The sequence below is a fragment of the Micromonospora sp. NPDC005194 genome (assembly GCF_040608335.1).
In the GTDB taxonomy this organism is placed as follows: Bacteria; Actinomycetota; Actinomycetes; order Mycobacteriales; family Micromonosporaceae; genus Micromonospora.
The window spans coordinates 25,041-44,462 of record NZ_JBEXIA010000022.1 but is presented as its reverse complement, the minus strand read 5'-3'; the positions used below and the strand labels follow the sequence as shown (position 1 = coordinate 44,462).

The 19,422-nt window shown below is 69.6% G+C and carries 16 protein-coding genes; 11 read left to right on the top strand and 5 right to left on the bottom strand.

Annotated features, from left to right (window positions below):
* Window positions 1–73 precede the first annotated feature (73 nt).
* On the top strand, window positions 74–601 hold the full coding sequence (locus ABZU53_RS19545) for a GNAT family N-acetyltransferase (RefSeq protein ID WP_355066932.1): 528 nt from the start codon (window positions 74–76) through the stop codon (window positions 599–601).
* Window positions 602–747: 146 nt separating this feature from the next.
* Here ABZU53_RS19545 and ABZU53_RS19540 read toward each other — a convergent pair whose 3' ends face one another.
* Window positions 748–1,797 carry an expansin EXLX1 family cellulose-binding protein gene (locus tag ABZU53_RS19540; RefSeq protein WP_354855154.1) on the bottom strand — a complete coding sequence of 350 codons (1,050 nt, stop codon included), beginning with the start codon at window positions 1,795–1,797 and terminating at the stop codon, window positions 748–750.
* 97 nt (window positions 1,798–1,894) lie between these two features.
* Window positions 1,895–2,713, bottom strand: coding sequence for an MOSC N-terminal beta barrel domain-containing protein (locus tag ABZU53_RS19535; protein ID WP_355066931.1), 819 nt, complete (start codon window positions 2,711–2,713; stop codon window positions 1,895–1,897).
* A 637-nt stretch (window positions 2,714–3,350) separates the two neighbouring features.
* Between ABZU53_RS19535 and ABZU53_RS19530 the strand changes: the two genes are divergently transcribed.
* Both ABZU53_RS19530 and ABZU53_RS19525 read left to right on the top strand, forming a co-directional pair.
* Window positions 3,351–4,439 carry an LCP family protein gene (locus ABZU53_RS19530; protein ID WP_354855152.1) on the top strand — a complete coding sequence of 363 codons (1,089 nt, stop codon included), beginning with the start codon at window positions 3,351–3,353 and terminating at the stop codon, window positions 4,437–4,439.
* 330 nt (window positions 4,440–4,769) lie between these two features.
* Entirely contained in the window at window positions 4,770–6,074 is a 1,305-nt protein-coding gene (locus ABZU53_RS19525) for a sugar transferase (RefSeq protein ID WP_354855151.1), read from the top strand.
* 9 nt (window positions 6,075–6,083) lie between these two features.
* Here the strand turns inward: ABZU53_RS19525 and ABZU53_RS19520 are convergent, their stop codons facing one another.
* Together ABZU53_RS19520 and ABZU53_RS19515 are read right to left on the bottom strand one after the other, a co-directional pair.
* Window positions 6,084–7,340, bottom strand: coding sequence for a DUF1501 domain-containing protein (locus ABZU53_RS19520; protein WP_354855150.1), 1,257 nt, complete (start codon window positions 7,338–7,340; stop codon window positions 6,084–6,086).
* Window positions 7,341–7,359: 19 nt separating this feature from the next.
* Entirely contained in the window at window positions 7,360–8,628 is a 1,269-nt protein-coding gene (locus ABZU53_RS19515) for a DUF1800 family protein (RefSeq protein ID WP_354855149.1), read from the bottom strand.
* Between the two features lie 432 nt (window positions 8,629–9,060).
* Here ABZU53_RS19515 and ABZU53_RS19510 point away from each other — a divergent pair, with 432 nt between their 5' ends.
* The 7 genes from ABZU53_RS19510 to ABZU53_RS19480 all read left to right on the top strand — a co-directional run bounded on the left by ABZU53_RS19510 (window position 9,061) and on the right by ABZU53_RS19480 (window position 17,059).
* On the top strand, window positions 9,061–10,326 hold the full coding sequence (locus ABZU53_RS19510; RefSeq protein ID WP_355066930.1) for a glycosyl transferase family 1: 1,266 nt from the start codon (window positions 9,061–9,063) through the stop codon (window positions 10,324–10,326).
* Entirely contained in the window at window positions 10,319–11,830 is a 1,512-nt protein-coding gene (locus ABZU53_RS19505; protein WP_355066929.1) for an O-antigen ligase family protein, read from the top strand. The genes ABZU53_RS19510 and ABZU53_RS19505 overlap by 8 nt, the downstream gene beginning before the upstream one ends.
* Window positions 11,760–12,797: a glycosyltransferase gene (locus ABZU53_RS19500; protein WP_354855146.1), complete on the top strand. Its 1,038-nt coding sequence runs from the start codon at window positions 11,760–11,762 to the stop codon at window positions 12,795–12,797. The genes ABZU53_RS19505 and ABZU53_RS19500 overlap by 71 nt, the downstream gene beginning before the upstream one ends.
* Entirely contained in the window at window positions 12,794–13,981 is a 1,188-nt protein-coding gene (locus tag ABZU53_RS19495) for a glycosyltransferase family 4 protein (RefSeq protein WP_354855145.1), read from the top strand. The genes ABZU53_RS19500 and ABZU53_RS19495 overlap by 4 nt, the downstream gene beginning before the upstream one ends.
* Before the next feature lie 71 nt (window positions 13,982–14,052).
* Window positions 14,053–15,516, top strand: a complete 1,464-nt coding sequence (locus ABZU53_RS19490) for a lipid II flippase MurJ (protein ID WP_355066928.1) — start codon at window positions 14,053–14,055, stop codon at window positions 15,514–15,516.
* Between the two features lie 153 nt (window positions 15,517–15,669).
* Window positions 15,670–15,825 (top strand): hypothetical protein, encoded by a 156-nt coding sequence (locus tag ABZU53_RS19485; protein ID WP_354855143.1) that lies wholly within the window; start codon window positions 15,670–15,672, stop codon window positions 15,823–15,825.
* Window positions 15,826–15,994: 169 nt separating this feature from the next.
* Window positions 15,995–17,059 carry a glycosyltransferase gene (locus ABZU53_RS19480; RefSeq protein WP_354855142.1) on the top strand — a complete coding sequence of 355 codons (1,065 nt, stop codon included), beginning with the start codon at window positions 15,995–15,997 and terminating at the stop codon, window positions 17,057–17,059.
* A 52-nt stretch (window positions 17,060–17,111) separates the two neighbouring features.
* Here ABZU53_RS19480 and ABZU53_RS19475 read toward each other — a convergent pair whose 3' ends face one another.
* On the bottom strand, window positions 17,112–18,440 hold the full coding sequence (locus ABZU53_RS19475) for a hypothetical protein (RefSeq protein WP_355066927.1): 1,329 nt from the start codon (window positions 18,438–18,440) through the stop codon (window positions 17,112–17,114).
* A 130-nt stretch (window positions 18,441–18,570) separates the two neighbouring features.
* Here ABZU53_RS19475 and ABZU53_RS19470 point away from each other — a divergent pair, with 130 nt between their 5' ends.
* Window positions 18,571–19,422, top strand: a complete 852-nt coding sequence (locus ABZU53_RS19470; protein ID WP_354855140.1) for a MurR/RpiR family transcriptional regulator — start codon at window positions 18,571–18,573, stop codon at window positions 19,420–19,422.

Sequence of the window (19,422 nt, the reverse complement as noted above, 5' to 3'; positions counted from 1 at the left end):
TCGATCAGGGCTGGCTGTCGAACGCGTCACGATCATGGGCCGGGAGACTGGCCGCCGGGTCAGGATGGGCGCCGTGAGTCTGCGCTTCGTCCTTGATCCCGAACTGACCCCACGGCTGCGCGCCGACATCGTCGCCCTCTGGGTGGACGTCAGCAACGCCGGTGGCGCGGTGGGTTTCGTACCGCCGGTCACCGCCACCGATGTCCGTACGATCGCCGACCCGACGTTCGCGGGCATCGCGGACGGGCCGGACCGGCTGCTGGTCGGCTACCTCGGCGACCGGCCTGTTGCGGTGCTGGTCTTCAGCGACAACCGGTTCGGCCTCAAGGCGCACTGGTGTGTGCTGAAGCGGGTGATGATCCACCCGGACACCCAGGGTGCGGGCCACGGGTCGGCGCTGATGCGCGAGGCCGCCCGGCTGGGTCGGGAGTTGGGCCACGAGGCGCTGCACGTGACGGTGCGCGACGGGTTGGGGCTGGACAATTTCTACCGTCGTCTCGGGTATCGGGAGATTGGTCGGCTGCCGGGCGCGTTGCGGGTGGCGCCGGGCGACGACCGCGACGAGATCCTCATGTGGCTCGACCTGACACCAACCGGCTGAGCGGCCGGCCGCACCAGGCCGCCAGCGCACCAGGCCGGACAGCCACACCAAGCCGTCCGGCCGCACCACGCAAGTCCGCAGCAGGAAGGCCGGCCCCGCCGCGCCACGCCGGCCGGCACCAAGAAGACCGGCAACAAGAAGGCCGGTCAGCCGCACCAGCGGGCGGTTGCCCCGGCCGGTCGGGTGGAGGGTCGGTCGGCGACCGGGGTGGCCGGGGCGCTCGCCTTCGCCACCTCGGCCGGCCGGCGTGCCGATGTCGGCGTACCGCTGGGTCGGGCCGCGGGCGGGCGGGCCGTCGCAGGCGGGCGCGACGTCCTGGCCACGACGCCACGCTCGTACATCCGCACCACACTGGACTGCACCTGACCGGGTGCCATCCGGATGCCTGACACGGTGACACGGTGTCCGTACACGTCGCTGACCCGCACGCTGTACGGGCCGGGGCCCGCGCCGGAGGCCAGCAGCCAGTAGTTGTAGTCCTGCCGGGCGGTTGCGCGCCACGGGCCGTCGTCGCCCTGGCGCACCTCGACGGCGCGCAGCGGATTGCCGTGGTTGCCGATCCGGACGGCGAACCAGAACTGCGACGCGCCCTCCTTGATCCGGAAGCTCAGCGGGCCGGGCAGGGGCGGGTTGACCACAGCGCGGTAGGTGACCTGGACGAGGCCCTGCACCGGGTCGGCGATGCGGGCGAACGCTTCCCGGGACAGGTCGAGGTGTCCCGGCTCGCACTCCGGGCACTGGTCCATGATCAGGACACGGACGGTGCCCTTCGGGCCGGTGACGTCGAGGAAACCGCCGCAGGCGGCGCCGGCGGCGTACTCGGTGGGGCCGAGCGCGACGTAGAGCCGGTTGGCTGGGGCCGCCGGGTTCGAGCAGTTGCCGCCGGCGCCCTTCGAGTCGTAGAAGGTCGCCTTGCCGCTGTGGGTGGCGGTGCCGGTGGGTGGCGCGGCGGCGAGCGTCCGGCCGGCGGCGCAGGCCGGGGCGGAGCCGGATCGCAGGGCCAGGGTGAGCCCGAGCACCGCCGCGAGCACGGTGACCCCGGCTGCGACCAGCCAGGGCACCGGGCCGGACGGGGACGCGGGCCGCTCGTCCGGAGCACGGTCCAGGTCGAGTTCGATGTCGACGTCCTTGACGCCGATGGCGGAACCGTCGATGCCCCTGCTGTCGACGCCGCCGGGAGCGCTTCCGTCGGTCACGTCGGCGATGCTGCCGGACCCAGGTGCGGCCGGACAAGCCGGCTAAGCCAAAGCTAAGACAGCATCGACGGACGGTGACGGCCGGGACGCTGGCCGGTCAGGGTTCGATGACGACCGGGTCGCCGATCCGCATCGGGCCACTGTCGACGGGCACCAGGTTCAGTCCGAAGAGGAGCTTCTGGCGGACGTTTCGGTAGCGGCCGAGTGTGCGCAGCGGTTCCTTCGCGCGTACCCCGGTCTCCTGGTCGGTCGTGGTGACCACGCAGCGATCGCACGGCCCGGCGGCGCGCAGCCGCAGGTCGCCGACGCGCAGCGACCGGCCGGCCCAGCCGTCCTCGGCCCAGGCCGGCGCACCGTCGACGACCAGGTTGGGGCGGAACCGGGTCATCGGCACCGGCTCCTCCCCCGCGTCGGCGAGCCAGCCGTTGAGGGCGTCGAGGGAGGCGGCGTTCGTCAGCAGCAGCGGGTAGGTGTCGGCGAAACTCACCTGGTCGCCGGTGTCGTGCTCACGCGCGTCGGTAGCCAAGTGCCGAGCCGGGTTGGCCAGCCAGACGAGCCGGACGGGCCGGTCGAGCAGCGCGCCGAGCCAGGCGTCGGCCGCCGCGCCGGCGGGCAGCGCCCGGACCCGGATCGTCCGGCTGCGGAAGGTCCGTACCGCCACCGGGTCGCCGCCGGCCGGCTCCGGCACGTCGAGGTCGGGCTGCCCGTCCGCGCGCAGCACCAGGCCGCCCGGTCGCACGACGGCGCGCAGGTTGACAAGCCGCGTGGTCTCCCGCTGGGTGACGCCTACGCCGTCGGCGTCCACCACCATCCAGCGTCGGTCGCCGGCCAGGCCCCACGGCTGCACCAACGCTCCGTCGTGGTCGAGGCGGTGACAACCCTTGACGGGGTACGTGTGAATCGAGGTCAGCCGCACCCGGCCACCATGCCATGCCGATGCCGTCGCCGGGGCACCGGTGGCTGGCGTTGCACTGCCGGCGGGCGGCCAGGACGCAGGTGCCCAGTGCCTTGTCGACACCCGTCTCGACCACGTGCGAGGGGCGGGTGGCGCGGACGATCGCGTATCCCGATGCGGCGGGCATAGTGGACCCGCTTGTCGGCCAGTTCGCGCCGGGTGGCCCCCGCGGCGGCCCGCTCGATTGCTGGCGCAGCTCATGGTCGGACTCGATCTTGTCGAGCCACCCGCGGACCGCCTTGACCGGCCGGTCACAGACCATGCTGACGAACCAGACCAGGTGGTTGCGGCTGAATATGGTCAGCTCGTACGTGTAGTTGTGATGCTCACGGGAGGTGGCCAGCCACCGGGCGGAGATGCGCAGCACCTTGGCGTCGTGGCGGGCGACCCGGGCGAACGGCGGCGACCGGCGCGAGATGTGTGCGGGCGATGGCCCGTCGGAGCTTCGTCGCGTCTACGGGTGGGTTCTTACCAGTTCCAACCGGACGATGGCTGGGAATGTCACCGATCGCCGGTCGACGGTCCTCCCACCATCGGCGGGCGTTCCTGGCCGGACGAGGGTACGCGGGCCGGAACGTGAATCAGTAGCATCGCCCCTATGGCGCGTGCAGACCAGACCGCAGAACTCAACCTCCCGACGAACTCGGGGCCGGTCGACCCTGGGCAGCCAGATGGTGGCGAGCAGATCGTTGCCCCGTCGCCGCGGCCCCGGCGGCGGTGGAAACGGATCGTCCTGATCACCCTCGTGGTCGTGGCGTTGCTCGCTGGCGGTGGCGTGGTTGCGAGCGGGCTCTACTTCCGATCCATCAACTCCGACATCGAGCGAGTGGACGCATTCGGCGACGTTCCCGAGGAGTCACGTCCCCAGCCCGTGGCGACCGGCGCCATGAACATCATGATTCTCGGCAGCGACTCCCGCGACACGGAGAACAGCTCGGGCTCCCGATCGGACACGATCATCCTGGCTCATCTCCCCAAGGACCGGTCCAGCGCTCAGCTGATCTCCATTCCCCGCGACACCTGGGTGCACGTGCCCAAGTCGAAGGAGGGGCGCGGCGGCACCGACGCCAAAATCAACGCGGCGTACGCGTGGGGTGGTGTCCCGCTGATGGTCCAGACGGTGGAGGAGTTCACAAACGTCCGCATCGACCACGTGGCGATGGTCGACTTCTCCGGCTTCAAGGAGATCGTCGACGCGCTGGGCGGCGTCGAAATCGACGTGGAGCAGAGCTTCACCTCGACCCACTCGCTCAATCCCGATGGTCGGCGCGAGTTCACCAAGGGCCGGCAGACGATGGACGGGGCCGCGGCCCTGGACTACGCCCGCGAGCGTTACGCCTTCGCCAACGGCGACTTCACCCGGATCAAGCATCAGCAGCAGGTCATCAAGGCCATTCTGGACAAGGCAGCCTCCGGCGGTGTGCTCGCCAATCCCGCCAAGCTGAACTCTTTCGTGAAGGCCACGGCCAACTCGGTGGCCGTCGACCGTTCCCTGTCCCTGGTCGACCTGTCGATGGAGCTTCGTCATCTCCGGGGCGGCAACCTCGCGTTCTTCACCTGCCCCACCAAGGGGACGGGCCAAATCGGCAGTGAAAGCGTCGTGATCGCCGACAAGGGCAAGGCGCAACGTGTCTTCGACGCGGTTCGCCGCGATTCGGTGGCCGACATCGCGTCCGCCGCAAAGTAGGAGACAGGATTGCCGTGCCGGCTCTGGTGGTGCAACTGACGCGGTCGTAACCTGCGATCGCCCCCTGGCTATGAATTTGCGCCGGAGGGCTCACGGGGGAGGATCACCATGTCGAGCCAACCGGTCATGAGTTATCCGGGTGCGAGACGGACGGAGTTCGGCGACGCGCCGCCGCAGGCGGAGGCGCACCACGATGCGGACAGCAGCTCTGTCGCCGACCCGCCGAGGGTGTCGGCGAGAGCGTCCGTCCGCTCCGGTATGGACACGACAGCGGTTCTGCCGTACGCGGGATCCCGCGCATCGAAGAGGACGCGCTGGCTGCGGGCGTGGATGTTGACGGCACCCATCGACGTCGCCGCGCTGCTGGTCCCCTTGCTGCTGAGCCAGAACTACTGGCGGGGGACGCTGGCCAACGCGGCGCTCGCCGTGGCCATCTTCGCGTCCGGCGGGCTCTACCGGGCCCGGCGGCACGTCGGCATTCTGGACGAACTGCCGAGCATCTGCGGACGGTTGCTGGCCTCCGCCGCCGTGGTCGCCATCATCGCGGCCGAGCGTCACGACTCGGTGCACTACGTGGGCGGGTTCATGCGCGGCGTCGCGCTCTCCGCCAGCCTGGTGATCGTCGGCCGGGCCTTCAGCAGGGCGTTCACCATCGTCGCCCGCAAGCGCCGGTGGGTGGAGCACAACACCATCATCATCGGTAGCGGCCCGGTCGGTCTGGAGCTCGCCCGGCTGCTGCGTCGCTACCCGCAGTACGGCCTGCGGTTCGTCGGTTGCGTCGACGTCGCACTCGGCGAGGGCGTCGGGTCGGTTCCGTTGATCGGCACCCTGGACGATCTCGAAAAGCTCACCGACATGCTCGAATGCGATGTCCTGATCATCGCCGATCCGGATTGTTCCGAGTCGGCGTTGATGGACATCCTGCTGCGGGCGGTCAATTCGCGCTCCGACCTCTGGGCGGTGCCGCGTCTCTGGGGATCCCGGTCCCTGGGCGGATATCCCGACCACATTGGCGCGATACCGATCGTCAAGATCGGTGATACCAAGCTCTCCGGCCCGCGATGGGCTGTCAAACGGGCGTCCGATGTGGTCTTCGCCGCGGTGGCGTTGCTCGTCCTCAGCCCGGTGCTGCTGCTCTGCGCGATTGCGACGTTCCTCGACGGTGGGCGGGGCATTTTCTTCTACCAGGAACGGATCGGCCGATACGGCAGGCCATTCAAGGTCATCAAGTTCCGTTCGATGCAGCCCACCGACGAGAGCGAGTCGCAGACGAACTGGTCCATCGCGCACGACCAGCGGGTGGGATTGGTCGGCCGGTTCATGCGCCGGACGTCGCTCGACGAGCTGCCCCAGCTCTGGAACATCCTGCGCGGCGAGATGAGCGTGGTCGGCCCCCGGCCGGAACGGCCGCACTTCGTGGAGAAGTTCTCGGTCGAGTACCCCACCTACGCGATGCGCCACCGGGTGCCCGTCGGGCTCACCGGGCTCGCCCAGGTCAGTGGCCTGCGCGGCGACACCCCGATCTCGGACCGGGCGAGGTTCGACAATTACTACATCGAGAATTGGTCGCTGTGGCTGGACTTCAAGGTCGTGCTCCGCACCGTTGCCGAGGTGTTCCGCGGTGGTGGCCGCTGACGGCCGGCATCAGCGCACGAGCAGCGGCAGCAACTGGGCCCGGTAGCCACCGAGGTAACGGTCCGGGTCGCCGGCCAACACGCTGGCGAGCACGGTGCCGAAGACGTCCCTGAAGTCCGTCGTCGCCTTAAGATCGCCGTCATCCAGGTCGGTCAGGCTCGGTTGCTCACCATAGAGCCCGCCGGCCACGTCATGTCCGAGGACGAACATCGGCCCGGCCGTGCCGTGGTCGGTTCCGTCGGAGGCGTTCGCCCGGACCCGCCGGCCGAACTCGCTGTAGACCACGACGGTGACCCGTCGGCCGGCCTCGGTGCGGCCCATCCGGTCCACGAAGCCGCTCAACGCCTCGTCGAGGTTCTTGAGCAGCGTCTCCTGCCACACGCGCTCGCCCGCGTGCGTGTCGAACCCGCCAAGACTCACCGAGTAGACCCGGGTGGGCACCTGGAATTCCACGCACCGGGCAACGAGCGCCAACTGGGCGACGAGTGCGTTGTCGCCGCCCGTGCCGGTCGCCTGGACGGCACTCCCACCGGTATGGCCATGCTCGTCGGTTCCGGACGCGGCTTCCTGCACCACACGGTTCATCGTGATGAGGTCCGCGTAGCTGGCCGCTGCCCGCGCCTGCATCTCCGACTCGCAGGGCTCAGCCCGGCCGAGTGCCGAGACGACGGCGGGCGGGACGCCCGGCGGCAGGGTGAGCCCTCGGTAGCTCACGCAGGCGCCGACGCGGGACTTACCCACCAGCATTGGCGGTAGGGCCGGTTCGAAGCTGACGGCCGTCTCGGTGGCGGCGTTCGTCGCGTCGAGCCAGCGCCCCACCCAGCCGGTTGGAGCGGGAGTGCCGGGCGACGCGGTCTGCCAGATGTCCATCGACTTGAAGTGGCTCCGGTCCGGCTTCGGGTAGCCGACGCCACGCACGATTGCCATCTTCCGGTCGTCCCAGAGCCGTCTCATTCCGCGCAGCACCGGGTTGAGGCCCAACGCGTCGTCGAGGTGCAGCACCTGCCCAGGCGCGTACGCCAACTCCGGCCGGGCGCTGTGGTAGGCCGGGTCCGCGTACGGGATGACCGTGTTGAGACCGTCGTTGCCGCCGTAAAGGGTGACCAGAACGAGCGTGGGCAGGCCCTCCTGGGCATCACCGGCCCTGGTCTTCTCACCGCTCTTGAGCAGTTCGTGAAAGCCCAGCACTCCCGCGCCGGCCGCCAGCGCGCCACCGGCGACAACCCCGGACGAGATGAGGAACCGCCGTCGGGTCAACGCATCCATGTCCACACATCCACTCTGGTCAGGTCACCAGGTACTCGGGACTGACCAACCCGAGTGTCAGCTTCATTCGGTCATCTCGGGCGTCGCGCAGCACGGCGTACGTCCGGTTGGTCCATCGTTCGACGCAGAGCAGTTGCGCCACGGCTTCCGGTGTCAGGGAGCCGGGCTGCACCAGGCCGACAAGCATGCTGGCGATCTTCAACCGGACCTGGGCTGCGGCCGAGGTCAGCCAGGCAGCACCTGCCGGCCACCCGCCGACGCTCGGCGGCGCGAACGGACGCTGACCCAGCGCTTCCATCGCCCAGTAGATCTGCGTGAACACCTGCGCGGGCATGGCGGCCGGCCGGACCCCCAGCTGACGCATCGCGCCGACCAGCCACTCGACGGGTTGCAGGACCATCGTCCCGCGAGTCGCCTGGAACGCCTCGTCGGCGAAGAGCACTCGCAGCATCGCCATCGGCGCCGGGAAGGCCTCCGCCATCGCGTCACGGGTGCGCTCCGGGATGGGCTGGGTTGGCGAGGCGTACCGGAACCACAGCCGGGACGCGATGAACCGCCGGCAAGTCGGTTGTTCCAGCAGAAGGTCGACGAGACTGTTCGCGTCGAAGTTCGCGGTGACGCCGAGGACCTTCTTGCGGCCGGTGTCGCGGTGCTGGGGATCGGAGACCAACGACTCACGGTCAAGGACGACCCGCCAGCCGGTCAGTGCGCGGCCAGCCTCCTTGACGTCCTGCTCGGTGTACCGCCCCACACCGAGCATGAACAGCTCGAACAGTTCCCGGGCGAGGTTCTCGTTCGGTGCCGTCTTCTTGTTGTGCTGCCCGTCCAGCCAGTAGACCAACGCCCGGTCGAGCACCATGTGGTGGGCCAACTCCGCGAAGTCGCGTGCCTCCCGGAACGCGTGCAGTTGCCCGAGCATGAGCTGCGGGCTGCGGACCTTCGCCACCGAGGTCGCCCAGTGCCCGTGCCAGAAGAACACCAACTTCTCGACCGCCTGGTGGTCTGCCACGGTCATCCGATCGAGCCACCAGCGCGCGAGGGACACCGTCTGCTCCGTACGCCGACGGTCTCCCTCAGCCCGCTGAGCGTCCGTCGGCCGGGGCAGGCGGGTGAACGGATCGGGGCCCAGGTCGGGAACCGGTGCGCTGGTCGCGCCGACATCGGGCCCGGCAGGGGCGACCACCCCCGTCAGCGTCGCCGCGTAGCCGAGTTGCCTTCCGGCGCCCACCTCCGCCGCGGTGGGGCCGAAACCGGCCCGCCGAAGCAGAAGGACGATGTCGTCGGTCATACGTCCACAGTAAGGAGTGTCACCGTTGTCCGGCGACAGGCCCGGACCGTTCCCACGCCGACAGGATCTGACCAAAGAGCTATTTCCTCCGTGCTCCGAGTAGCCCATCTGATCCCAAAAGCCTACAGAAGGATTGAGTAGCGTTCTGACGTAGCTTCTCGGCATCGTCACCGGACGGTCCGGCAGTCCGGTCCATCATTGACAGAACGGCCGGCACTGAGGTCTATTAACCCCGGCTTGACGGGGCGGCCCTCGCTGCCGTCGTCTGCGGGTGCGCCCGGCCACCGTCGCGACTGGCGAAACGCACCCAACCGAACGGGGATCGGGTTGTAGCGGAGTGCGTCCTGTCGTGCACGCACCACCGCTGCCGCGCGGTCTGCACACCTGCGGCCGCAGCGCGAACATGTGGCCGGACGAATCCGGAAGAGACACGTGACGACACCACCTTCGCCGCCGGACCCCCTCTCCGGAGCCGGGTCGGCAGCACCGACGATCCTCGTCCTGGGCACCGCCGAGTGGAATGCTGAGATCGCCACGAACCAGCACTACGTCGTACGGGAACTGGCCCGTGACTCGGACACCTACTTCGTGGAATCTCTGGGTCTACGTCGAGTGAGACTCGACTCGAAGGACGTCACCCGCATCGCCAAGCGGCTGCGACACTCTGTCGTCGGCCATCAGAAGACGGCGGCCTACCGTCCCATCCCCGAGCGGGCCACGGTCATCTCGCCGCTCATCGTGCCGATCCATCAGGGGCCAACCCGCTTGCCGAACCGACTCCTCCTGGAACGTGCCGTGGCCGAATGGCGACGAAGCCCGAGCCCTCGGATTCTTTGGACGTTCACGCCCGTCACGTACGGCCTGGAGCAGTACGCGGACTTCACCCTCTACCACTGCGTCGACATCCTTCAGGCCTTTCCCGGCATCGACGCCTCGGCCGTGTCCGCCGGCGAGCGGCACCTGGCGGAGCTGGCCGACCTGACCATCGGCACCAGCCGGGCCGTCACCGCCCACCTGAGCGACGTCGGGTTCACCGAGGTCCTCACGCTGCCGAACGTCGCCGAGATCGATGTCTTCTCCGCCGCGAGCCAGCCGGCGGCGCAGCGGCTTCCCGCAGCACTGTTCGCGGGCAACCTCTCGCCACACAAGCTGGACTTCGAACTGCTGCGCACGTTGACCACCGCACTTCAGGGGCACGGCGAGCTTCTTCTCGCCGGCCCGATCGCGGCGGGCGGCGGCGGGTTCGACCGCGAACTGGCCCAACTCGAACGGCTCGGCGCCAGGTACCTGGGAGTACTGACCCTCGACGAACTCGCCGCCGCCGCGGGCACCTGCAGCGTCGGGCTAATCCCGTACGCGCTGAACGACTACACCGTCGGCGTCAGCCCGCTCAAGTGCTATGAGTACCTCTCATCCGGCTTGAACGTGGTCAGCACCCCCATCCCCGACGTCGTACAGGCGGCGCGGGCCACCAAGCACATCACCGCCGCGAGCTCCACCGGCGACTTCGTCGGCCAGGTGCTGGCGACGATCCGCCCTAGCACGGACGACGTGATCGAGGCCCGTGTCCGGTATGCCGGCGACTTCGGCTGGCGCTCGCGGGGTGGCCTCCTGCGGGACATCGCACATCGCATGCCACGACGCGCCGCCGAGGTCGTGGCGCGGCCTGCCGGCGAGACTGGAGGCACCCGTGGCTAGGGCACGCTCGGCCGCATCCTGGGCGATCGCGACCGGATCGACGCCGGCGGCCGCGGCCTGCCTGGTGCTCTTTCTCGCCCTGCCGCAGTTCTACCTCTTACCCAAGGGCAGCACCGACATCGCTGCGTCGACGGTGGTCACCATCCTGCTGGCTCCGGGAGTCCTCCTTGCGGCCCGTCGCGGCTCGGGCGTCGACCTGCTCCGCCTCGGCTTCTTCCGCGTCCTGGTGGCGCTGCTCGTGGTACGGATGCTCGCGCTGGTCTGGTCGCCGGATCCACGGGCCGGTCTGCCGCTGATCGCGCTGCTCGGCCAGTTCATCGTCACGCTGACGCTGATGCTCCAGGCTGTCCGTCAGGACGCCGATCTGCTGCGCCGATTGGCGCGCTGGTACTGGCCCTGGGTCATGGTGGAGGCGGCGATGGTGCTCACCTTCCGGGTCCTACCTGGCGTGGAGGACGCGTTCCTGCGTTCCGTCGGTGGAATCGTCGCCGGGCAGAACACCGTCGCCGCCCTGTTTGGGGACAGTCCCAACAACGTCTTCGACGAGGCGAAGTCCGGCGGGGTGTTCGTGAACGCGAATGTCGCCGGGCTGTTCCTCGGTGTGAACGCGATTGCCGCGTTCGCCGTCGCGGCTGTCACCCGGGATCGGTGGACGCGGGTGGTGGGCTTCGTCGCGCTGGCGGCGGTGCCGATCACCGGCTCGAAATCGGCGACGATCCTCGCGGTCGCCCTACCCGCGACCGTGCTCGCCGTCCAACGTCTCGCCCCTACGCGCGGGTCGGGGCCGGCCCGACGGAGCGTCCGCCACTGGCCGACCGGCCGCAGGCGCCGTCAACTGTTGCTCGGGCTGGGCGGCGCCGGTCTGCTCGGCGCGGTCGCGGCCGTGCTGCTCGCCGTCAACCTCGGCTTCACCGATGCGCTGGCCAAGTCCTTCGGCGACCGGGCGGCCATTTGGGGCTTCGGCGCGGAGGCGTTCCTGCGTGACCCGCTGCTCGGCCTCGGCTACGGCGGCTGGGACGCCGGCTTCGGGACATACGCGCGAGAGCACGGCATCTACCGCAGCTTCCCGCCGCACAACGTCCTCCTCGCGGCGTGGGCCGCGACAGGTCTGGTCGGCCTGGTGTTGACCGCCGCGTTCTTCACGCTCGCGTTGCGGCTCGCCGTCCGCGTCGTCACGAACGGCGAGCCTCGACACCGAGCGTTCGCGCTCTGGACCACCGCGGCCATCGCCTGGACGCTCATTCATGGGCTGGGTGACAACACCGAGATTTTCGGTGACATCCACCTCATACCTATCCTTTCGCTGCTGGTCGCCTTCCTCATCGGGGGCGGCCGCGAGGAGTCGAACGATCATGCGACTACCCGCCGTTGGAATCCTTCGACATCAACAGTTCCTGCCCTCGGAGACGTTCATCCCGAGCCAGGCGCTGGCGATGCGCAGCTTCCGACCGCTGTTCGTGGGCCGGGATCTGGTTCCGGACCGGCCTGGGACCGAATCGCTTAGCGTCGCGGAGTTCGGCAAGCCGGCCGTCCTGTCGTACACGCTGACGCGCCGCTCCGAGGCGCTGGCCGGCGCCCTCGCGGAGCGCGGCACCGCCTTGCTGCACGCCCACTTCGGCGTCGAGGGGGTGTACGCGGTCCCCACCGCGAAGGCGCTGGGAGTACCGTTGGTCACGACCCTGCATGGCTTCGACGTCACGGTCACCCGGGCGAAGATGCTCGCCTCGAAGAAGCCGTCGTGGTTGAACTACGTCACCTTCCGCAACTCCCTCTTCACTGAGGGCGCGGTGTTCGTCTGCGTGTCCGAGCACATCCGCCGCCGCGCGGTGGAGTGGGGATACCCCGCGGATCGGTGCCGCGTACTGCCCATCGGCGTGGACGTCGACGCCATCCAGCCCACCGGTCCTGTCGAGGTGCCCCGCATCCTGCACGTCGCGCGGCTGGTGGAAAAGAAGGGAACGCAATACCTGCTGCGGGCCTTCGCTGACGTGCGGAAGGCGATTCCCGGTGCGGAGCTGACGCTCATCGGTGAGGGTCCGCTCCGCGACCCGCTCGGCGCGCTCGCCCGGGAACTCGGCATCGAGGCATCGGTGCGCTTCCTGGGCACCCAGAAGCACAGCGTTACCCTCCAGTGGCTGAGCCAGTCGACGTTGCTCTGCCTGCCGAGCGTGACGGCGCAGGACGGTGACCAGGAGGGGCTGGGCATGGTCCTCCTGGAGGCGGCCGCCTCCGGCAAGCCGGTGATCGGCACTCTCCACGGCGGGATACCGGAAGCGGTGACCGACGGGGCGAACGGCTTCCTGGTGCCCGAGCGGGATGTCGCCGCGCTCGCGGACCGGCTGATCGAACTGCTGCGGGACAAGCACCTCTGCGACCGGTTCGGGAAGGTCGGGCGGCAGACCGTCGAGGACCGGTTCAACCTGCGCCGGCAGACCGAGAAACTCGAGTCGTTGTACAGGGATCTGCTGTGATCGAGTCAATTCTCATCCATTCCCGGTCGACGCCGCACCATCACACCGGCGGGATGGAAACCCTCGCCTGGCGACTGGCCGCCGAGTGGGCCAGGAACGTACCGCGGGTGCACATGGTCACCACGGCGATTCCGGGCCGGACCGGCGCGTTCACAGAGGACGGCGTCCAGGTGACGCCGCTGGCCGGCACCCGGCCGGGCCACTACTCCCGCGCCTGGTGGGAGGAGTCCCGGGCCCACTGGGCGGCGATCGGCACCCCACCGGGGGTGGTTCTCTCGGTCAGCGCCGGCTCCTACTCAGTGGTCCGGGAGCGGGCCCTGCACCCGCACACGCCGTTCGTGCTCCAGGCCCACGGCACGTCCGCCATGGAACTCGGGTCGAAGCTGCGGACACCCACCGCGCGTTCCCTGGCCGGTACGCCCAAGAACGCCCTCTCGCTGGTCCGCGACCTTGCCCGGTATCGCGACTTCGACCGCCTGATCGCGGTCGGCGAAAACGTGGTCGAGTCGCTGACCGCGGCGCCACAGAACTGGTCGACGCTGCCAGGCAAGATCCGCCTGATTCCGAACGGCGTCCGGGCCGAGGACCACGCCTTTGACCGCGCGGCCCGGGACCGGATCCGACGCGCTCTGGGAATCGACGAGGCGACGGTACTGGTCGGCTATATCGGCCGACTGCACGTGCAGAAGCGGGTCGACCGTGCCCTGCAGGCGGCAGCGGCCCTCCGTGACCGTGGCCTCGGCGACCGGTTCCGGTTCCTCATGGTGGGCGATGGCCCGGACGACGGACGGCTGCGCGGCCTGGTCCGCAAGCTCCAGTTGGAGAAGATGGTCGTTTTCACCGGACGGGTGGACGCGGACGCGGTGCCCGACTACTACTCGGCCGCGGACGTGTCACTGCTCACCACCGCGCGACTGGAAGGGCTTCCGATGGCGGTGCTGGAGGCGTTGGCCGGCGGCCTGCCCTGCGTCGTCACGGCCGGGTCGATCCGATCCGAAGCGCTGAGCCAGGTGATGCACGAGGTCGACACGTCGAACTCAGACGCTCTTGCCGACGTGCTGCTGAAGGTGACCGCGGACCGAGCGCCGCGGGAAAATCTGCTGCCCCCGGCCTTCCTGCTCGACCAGTGTGCCCGGGACTACCTGGCGGAGTTTGCGCACCTGATCACACAGCGCCGAGCCTGACCATGGGCAAGATCTTCTTCCGTCTGGTCCTCGGCGGCATCGCCGGCAAGATCCTCGGCCTGCTCCGCGAGGTGCTGCTGGCCGCGCTCTTCGGGGCGGGGCGGGTGGTGGCAGCCAACCGTATCGCGCTGACTGCGACGTTGGTACCGATCAACTTCTTCACCGCCGACGCGCTGACTGCGGGATTCCTTCCCCTGTACGTGCAGTACCGCCAGGAGCGGCCGGCGATGGCGCGGACATTGCACCGTGCGGTGCACCTGCTGTTGGCCGTCTTCTCCCTGCTTCTGGCCGTGGCGCTGATCTTCGGGCGGGACCTGTGGGTTGGGCTCCTGGGGCCGGGGCTGGATCCGCACACGGCGGACATCGCCGCGACCATGCTCGGCATCGCCGCGCTAGGGGTTCCGTTCTACGTCCTGTACAACCTCAACACCCTGGTCGGCCTGGCCAACGACGACGTCCGCCTGATCAACCTGCGGCCCTCGTGCCAGAGCGTCGGGCTGATCCTCGCCACGGTGATCGCCTGGAGGACCGGGCACGTTTCCGTGCTGGCGTGGGGCTTCACGGTGCCGTACATCGTGCTGTGGGGTTGGGGCGCCTACTGGATCCGCCGTCAGGGCTACCTGCACGGAGGCGACGACACTGGTTCGCACCGCCCGGATCGGGCGGCCGCCAAGGTGGCCCTCGGGATGTTCTGGCGGCGCCTGCGGCCACTGCTGCTGATTCCCGTGATCCTGCAGGGCTCGATCGCGGTCGAGCGGGCCGTCGGCTCGCTGCTCGGCGTCGAGGTGGTAGCGGCCACCGAGTACGCACGCTTCGTGGTCGACTCGTGCATGGCCCTGCTCGCCGCCCCGCTGGGTCTGGCCGGCCTGGCGTCGTTCGCCCGCATGAAGGCCGATGAGGTGGGTGACGGGCTCGGCCGACTGATCCCGCCGGTGATCCTGGTGGCCGTGCCCCTCGCCCTGATCCTGTCGCTGAACAGCCGGGGGATCGTCACCCTTCTTTATGCCCGAGGCCAGTTCGACGAGCGGGCCGTGGACGTCTCGTCGGTGCTGCTCATGGGCTTCGCGCTCGGGATCTGGGCACACGTCCTCGGCTACACCTTCGTAAAAGTGCTGAACGCCCGAGGGGCCAACTTCCAGGTCGCGATCGTGATGGCGCTGTCCTTCGGCATTCCGATCGCCGTGAACCTCCTGCTGTACAGGCAGTGGGGGGCCTTCACGATCGGCGCGGCGTCCTCGATCGGCGGCGTCCTGATGTTCCTCATCTCGGCGAGGTGGCTGTCGGTGCTGGGCTACAGCACACGCCTGCTCGCCCTCGCGCTGCCCGGCGCGGCCGTCGCCGCAGTAGCCGGATATCTGCTGGCCGGCGCCGGGCCGCTACGCCTCATCGCATCGTGCGTGGCCATCCTGCTGATCTGGGTGGGCTACGTAACGGCCGTGCCCTCGCTTCGGCGTACGTTCCTGTCGTTCGTCCTGAAGAAGCTCGGCCACGGCACGGACGAGCCTCAGCAGGACGGCCTGGTGGCGATCAAGTGAGGACCCGATGGCGATGCACACCGGCCTGGTGACCGGCATGGACGACACCTCGGAGCGGGAAGCACCGCAGCCGGCCAACGAATCCGGCGACTCGACCCCTGTCCCGTCGAACTGAAGATCTACCTGCTTTTCGCGGTCGTCGTGTGGTACAGGTTGACGTACAAGCGAGTCGTCCTCATCTACGTACAGTGGATGATCGCTGCTCTTTCCGCGGAGTACTCGCAGGTCCGGCCCATCATCCAGTTCGTGGAGGCGGGCTTCGCGCCGCATTTCGTCGCCGCCCGGGTGCTGCGCCGGAGGTTGCAGTAGGGCTACGCGCAGATCAGAGCGCAACAGGCGAGCAGCGACCATCTCGGCTGGCCGGTACGGCCGGACGCCGGCGTCCCCACGGCATGAGGAGCAACCAGTGGTAGACGATCTTTCCGCCCATCCTGAGGCCGACGGGACGCGCCCGCTCGACCATCTGACGAGCAGGCGGGTGGCGCTCGTGCACGAGTGGTTCGGGGCGACCGGCGGCTCCGAGAACGTCTTCCGGCAGATCAGCAACCTGCTGCCGGAGGCTGAGCGCTTCGTGTTGTGGAAGGACCACGACGCCGTCGAGCCCAACCTGCGGGAATCTTGGTTGGCGCAGACACCGTTGCGCCGTACGAAGGCAGGCGCGCTGCCGTTGATGCCGCTGGTCTGGCGGACCCTCAGCCGGGAGCGGTTCGACCTCGTCATCTCGTCCAGCCACGCGTTCGCCCACACCGTACGGCTCGGCTCGACGGAACACACCCGGTACCTGAGCTACGTGCACTCCCCCGCCCGATACATCTGGAGCCCGAACTTCGACGGGCGGGGCTCCAACCCGCTGCTGACCCTGCCGCGGCGTGTGCTGCAGACCGCCGATGTGCGGCTCAGCCGCCACGTGCACGGGTACGCCGCGAACTCCGAGGAGGTGCGTGCCCGGATCGCCCGGTACTGGCGGCGCGACGCGGTCGTCATCAACCCTCCGGTGGACGTCGACTACTTCGCTGCCGCGCCTGCTGCAGACCAGAGCCAGTCCCGCGACTACCTGCTCGGGGTCGGGCGGTGGATCCCGTACAAGAACTTCGACCTGATCATTCAGATCGCCGAGGCGGCCGGTCTGCCGGTGGTCATCGCCGGCTCGGGTCCCGAGGAGACCGCGCTCCGCCACGCCGCCGAGCGAGCCCGGGTGGCGGTGACGTTCGAGGTACGCCCCTCGAAGGAGCGGCTGCGCCAGCTCTACTGGGGTGCGCGGGCGCTGCTGTTCCCGGTCCATGAGGACTTCGGCATAATCCCGGTCGAGGCACAGGCCTGCGGTACCCCGGTGCTGGGTCTGCGCCGCGGCGGTCTATTGGAGACCGTCAACAACGGCGAGACCGGCTTCCTCGTCGACTCCGTCGACCCACGCAGCTTCGTACCGCTGGTCCACCGCCTGCCGGAACTGTCGCCGGAGCGCATCCGGGCACATGCCGCCGCGTTCTCCGAGCAGCAGTTCGCCGCGCGTATGACGGACTGGATCGCCGAAGCCCGGCGCTGAGTGCGATTTACGTGGATACGCGTGCCGGTCGGCACGCGTATCCACGGCAGGTTCAGAAGACCACGACGTCCCGCAGGTAGGTGGCGACCCGGCGCAGTTGCTGGGCCTCCGGCACCGGGCTGGTCATGCGGAGCACGAGCTGCCGGTCGACGACACCGTCCCCGCTGCGGAAGTAGGCGACGACGACTAGGGCGTGCCGCTGCTCGCCGTCGGCGTTGATGAGCGCCTCGGCGTAGGTGGCGTACTGCCCGCTGCGGATCCACCGCGCGCCCCACGCCTCCTCGCTCATCCGCATCGTGGTCTGGCGTTGCTCGTCACACGGCTCAGGGCAGTTCCGAACGATCAGCTCACCACCGATCGGCGACCCCCCGGAGGCTGTCATGCCGCAGTTGTACTTGACGAACCCCTCGGCCTGACCGGCAAGTGTGCAGGACCAGTCCATCGGAACCTTCACCGGGAACCCGAGCCCTTCGAGGCCGGTCAGCGTCCGCACGTTGTCCCGTTCGGTGAACCCCGGCCACTGTGCCGGCCACTTGCCTCCGTGCGGCGGCTCGATTCCCGGCGACTGTGGCGGGGCGGTAGGCATCGGTGGCGATTCGGCGGTGGCAGCGGCGGTGGCAGCGGCGTTCAGGTCGGCCGGGTTGTCGTCGTCAGCCCGGCCGGCCCAGGCGACGAGGCCGCCCCCGCCCGCCAGCACCACCAGTACCAGCGCTGCGGCTCCGACCCAGAGGCCGGTCCGCCGTTTGGGCGGTGCGGAGGGGGTGATGCGACGCACTGGCGAGGCGAACAGGTCGGCGTTCGTCGGACCGTGGCTGTAGGTGTCGGGTGGTGCCGAGTTCACCGGCGCGGGAGGTGCCGACATCACCGGGGCGGGTGGCGCCGACGTCACCTCGGCCGGCGAAATGGGTACGCCGGAGATCGGGTGCGGGATCGCGGACACCAACTTGCCGGGGACGGGACCTGTCTGCACTGCCCACGGGGCCTGCGGCACAGCGGAGACCGGCTGCGGCGGGCTCGACACGGGCGGGGCGGACACCGACGGCGGGGCGGACGTGGGCGGCGCAGCCGTCGGAGCGGGGGTGTATTCGACGCCGAGGGCCCGGAACAGCTTTTCGGCCCCGGCACCCGCCTCGGCCGGGTACGCCACCCAGGGGGCGTCGGCCGAGAAGTCGGCGTACGTGTAGGCCGGCCCACCCGGAGCCTGCGCCAGCGAATCGGCGACTCCGGCAAAGGACTCGCGCCAGCCTGGCGCTGCGGCCACAGTGGCGTCGAGCACCGCCACTGTGACGAACCGGCCCTGCTCGTCGATCGCGGCCCACGCCTTCCCCACCGGAGACCCGCCGAGCGCGTGGGTGAACCTGTAGGGGCCTTCCGGCTGCATGCGCACTCCTCCGTTGTACCGCCGTGCGGATAGTACCGGCCATTCGCACACCTGACCCTCCTCGGCCGGCATCCGCCGGTGATCGAGCCACTACTTGCTTCGTGAAAGTTTTCATGCATACAGTCGCGGAGTGAATGACGGAGCGGTCCAGGCGTCGGCCGAACAGGTGTTCAACCTGTTCGACGGCGTACGGCTCACCCCGACCCAGCGTCGGATCGCGCACTGTCTCGTGCAGCACGCCCCGGCCGTGGCGTACCTCTCCGCGGCGGAGGTCGCCGAACTGGCCGGGGTCAGCCAGCCCTCGGTCACCCGGTTCGCCGTCGCGCTCGGCCACGACGGCTATCCGGCGTTGCGCCGCCGGCTGCGCGACCTCACCAGCACGACGCCCGGCGGGCCGACGGACGCCGGCAACGAGCTCCAGCAGGCGGTACGCGCCGAGATGGGCAACCTGGACCGGCTGGCCGGTCAGCTCGCCGACACCGACCGGATCGCCGAGACCGGCCGGCTGCTCGCGACCAGCCGCCCGCTGCCGGTGCTCGGCCTGCGCGCCGCCGCGCCGCTGGCCGCGTACTTCGCCTACTTCGCCGCCAAGGTGCACCCGGACGTACGGGTACTCGACGACGGCGGCAGCCTGCTCACCGACCGCCTGGAGCAGGCCGCCGAGGCCGGGGCGTCCGCCGTGCTCGCCTTCGTGCTGCCCCGCTACCCCCGGGAGACCCTGGACGCGCTGCGCGACGCGCGTGCCGTCGGGCTGACCGTCGTGGCGATCACCGACTCGCCGGTCAGCCCGGCCGCCGAACACTCCGACGTGCTGCTGCCGGCCGCCGTCGGCGCCCAGCTCGTCTTCGACCTGCACACCGCCCCGATGACCCTGGCCATGGTGCTGTTGCAGGCGATCTGCGACGCCGCGCCGGCCGACACCCAACGCCGTCTGGAGGCGTTCGAAGCCTCCGCGGCCCGCCGACAGTTGTTCCTCGGTTGA

Bases quoted from the DNA above. Each gene is read 5' to 3' on its own strand.
- ABZU53_RS19530 (WP_354855152.1), top strand. From the start codon at position 3,351: ATGGCGCGTGCAGACCAGACCGCAGAACTCAACCTCCCGACGAACTCG.
- ABZU53_RS19525 (WP_354855151.1), top strand. From the start codon at position 4,770: ATGTTGACGGCACCCATCGACGTCGCCGCGCTGCTGGTCCCCTTGCTG.
- ABZU53_RS19520 (WP_354855150.1), bottom strand. From the start codon at position 7,340: ATGGATGCGTTGACCCGACGGCGGTTCCTCATCTCGTCCGGGGTTGTC.
- ABZU53_RS19515 (WP_354855149.1), bottom strand. From the start codon at position 8,628: ATGACCGACGACATCGTCCTTCTGCTTCGGCGGGCCGGTTTCGGCCCC.
- ABZU53_RS19500 (WP_354855146.1), top strand. From the start codon at position 11,760: ATGCGCAGCTTCCGACCGCTGTTCGTGGGCCGGGATCTGGTTCCGGAC.
- ABZU53_RS19475 (WP_355066927.1), bottom strand. From the start codon at position 18,440: ATGCAGCCGGAAGGCCCCTACAGGTTCACCCACGCGCTCGGCGGGTCT.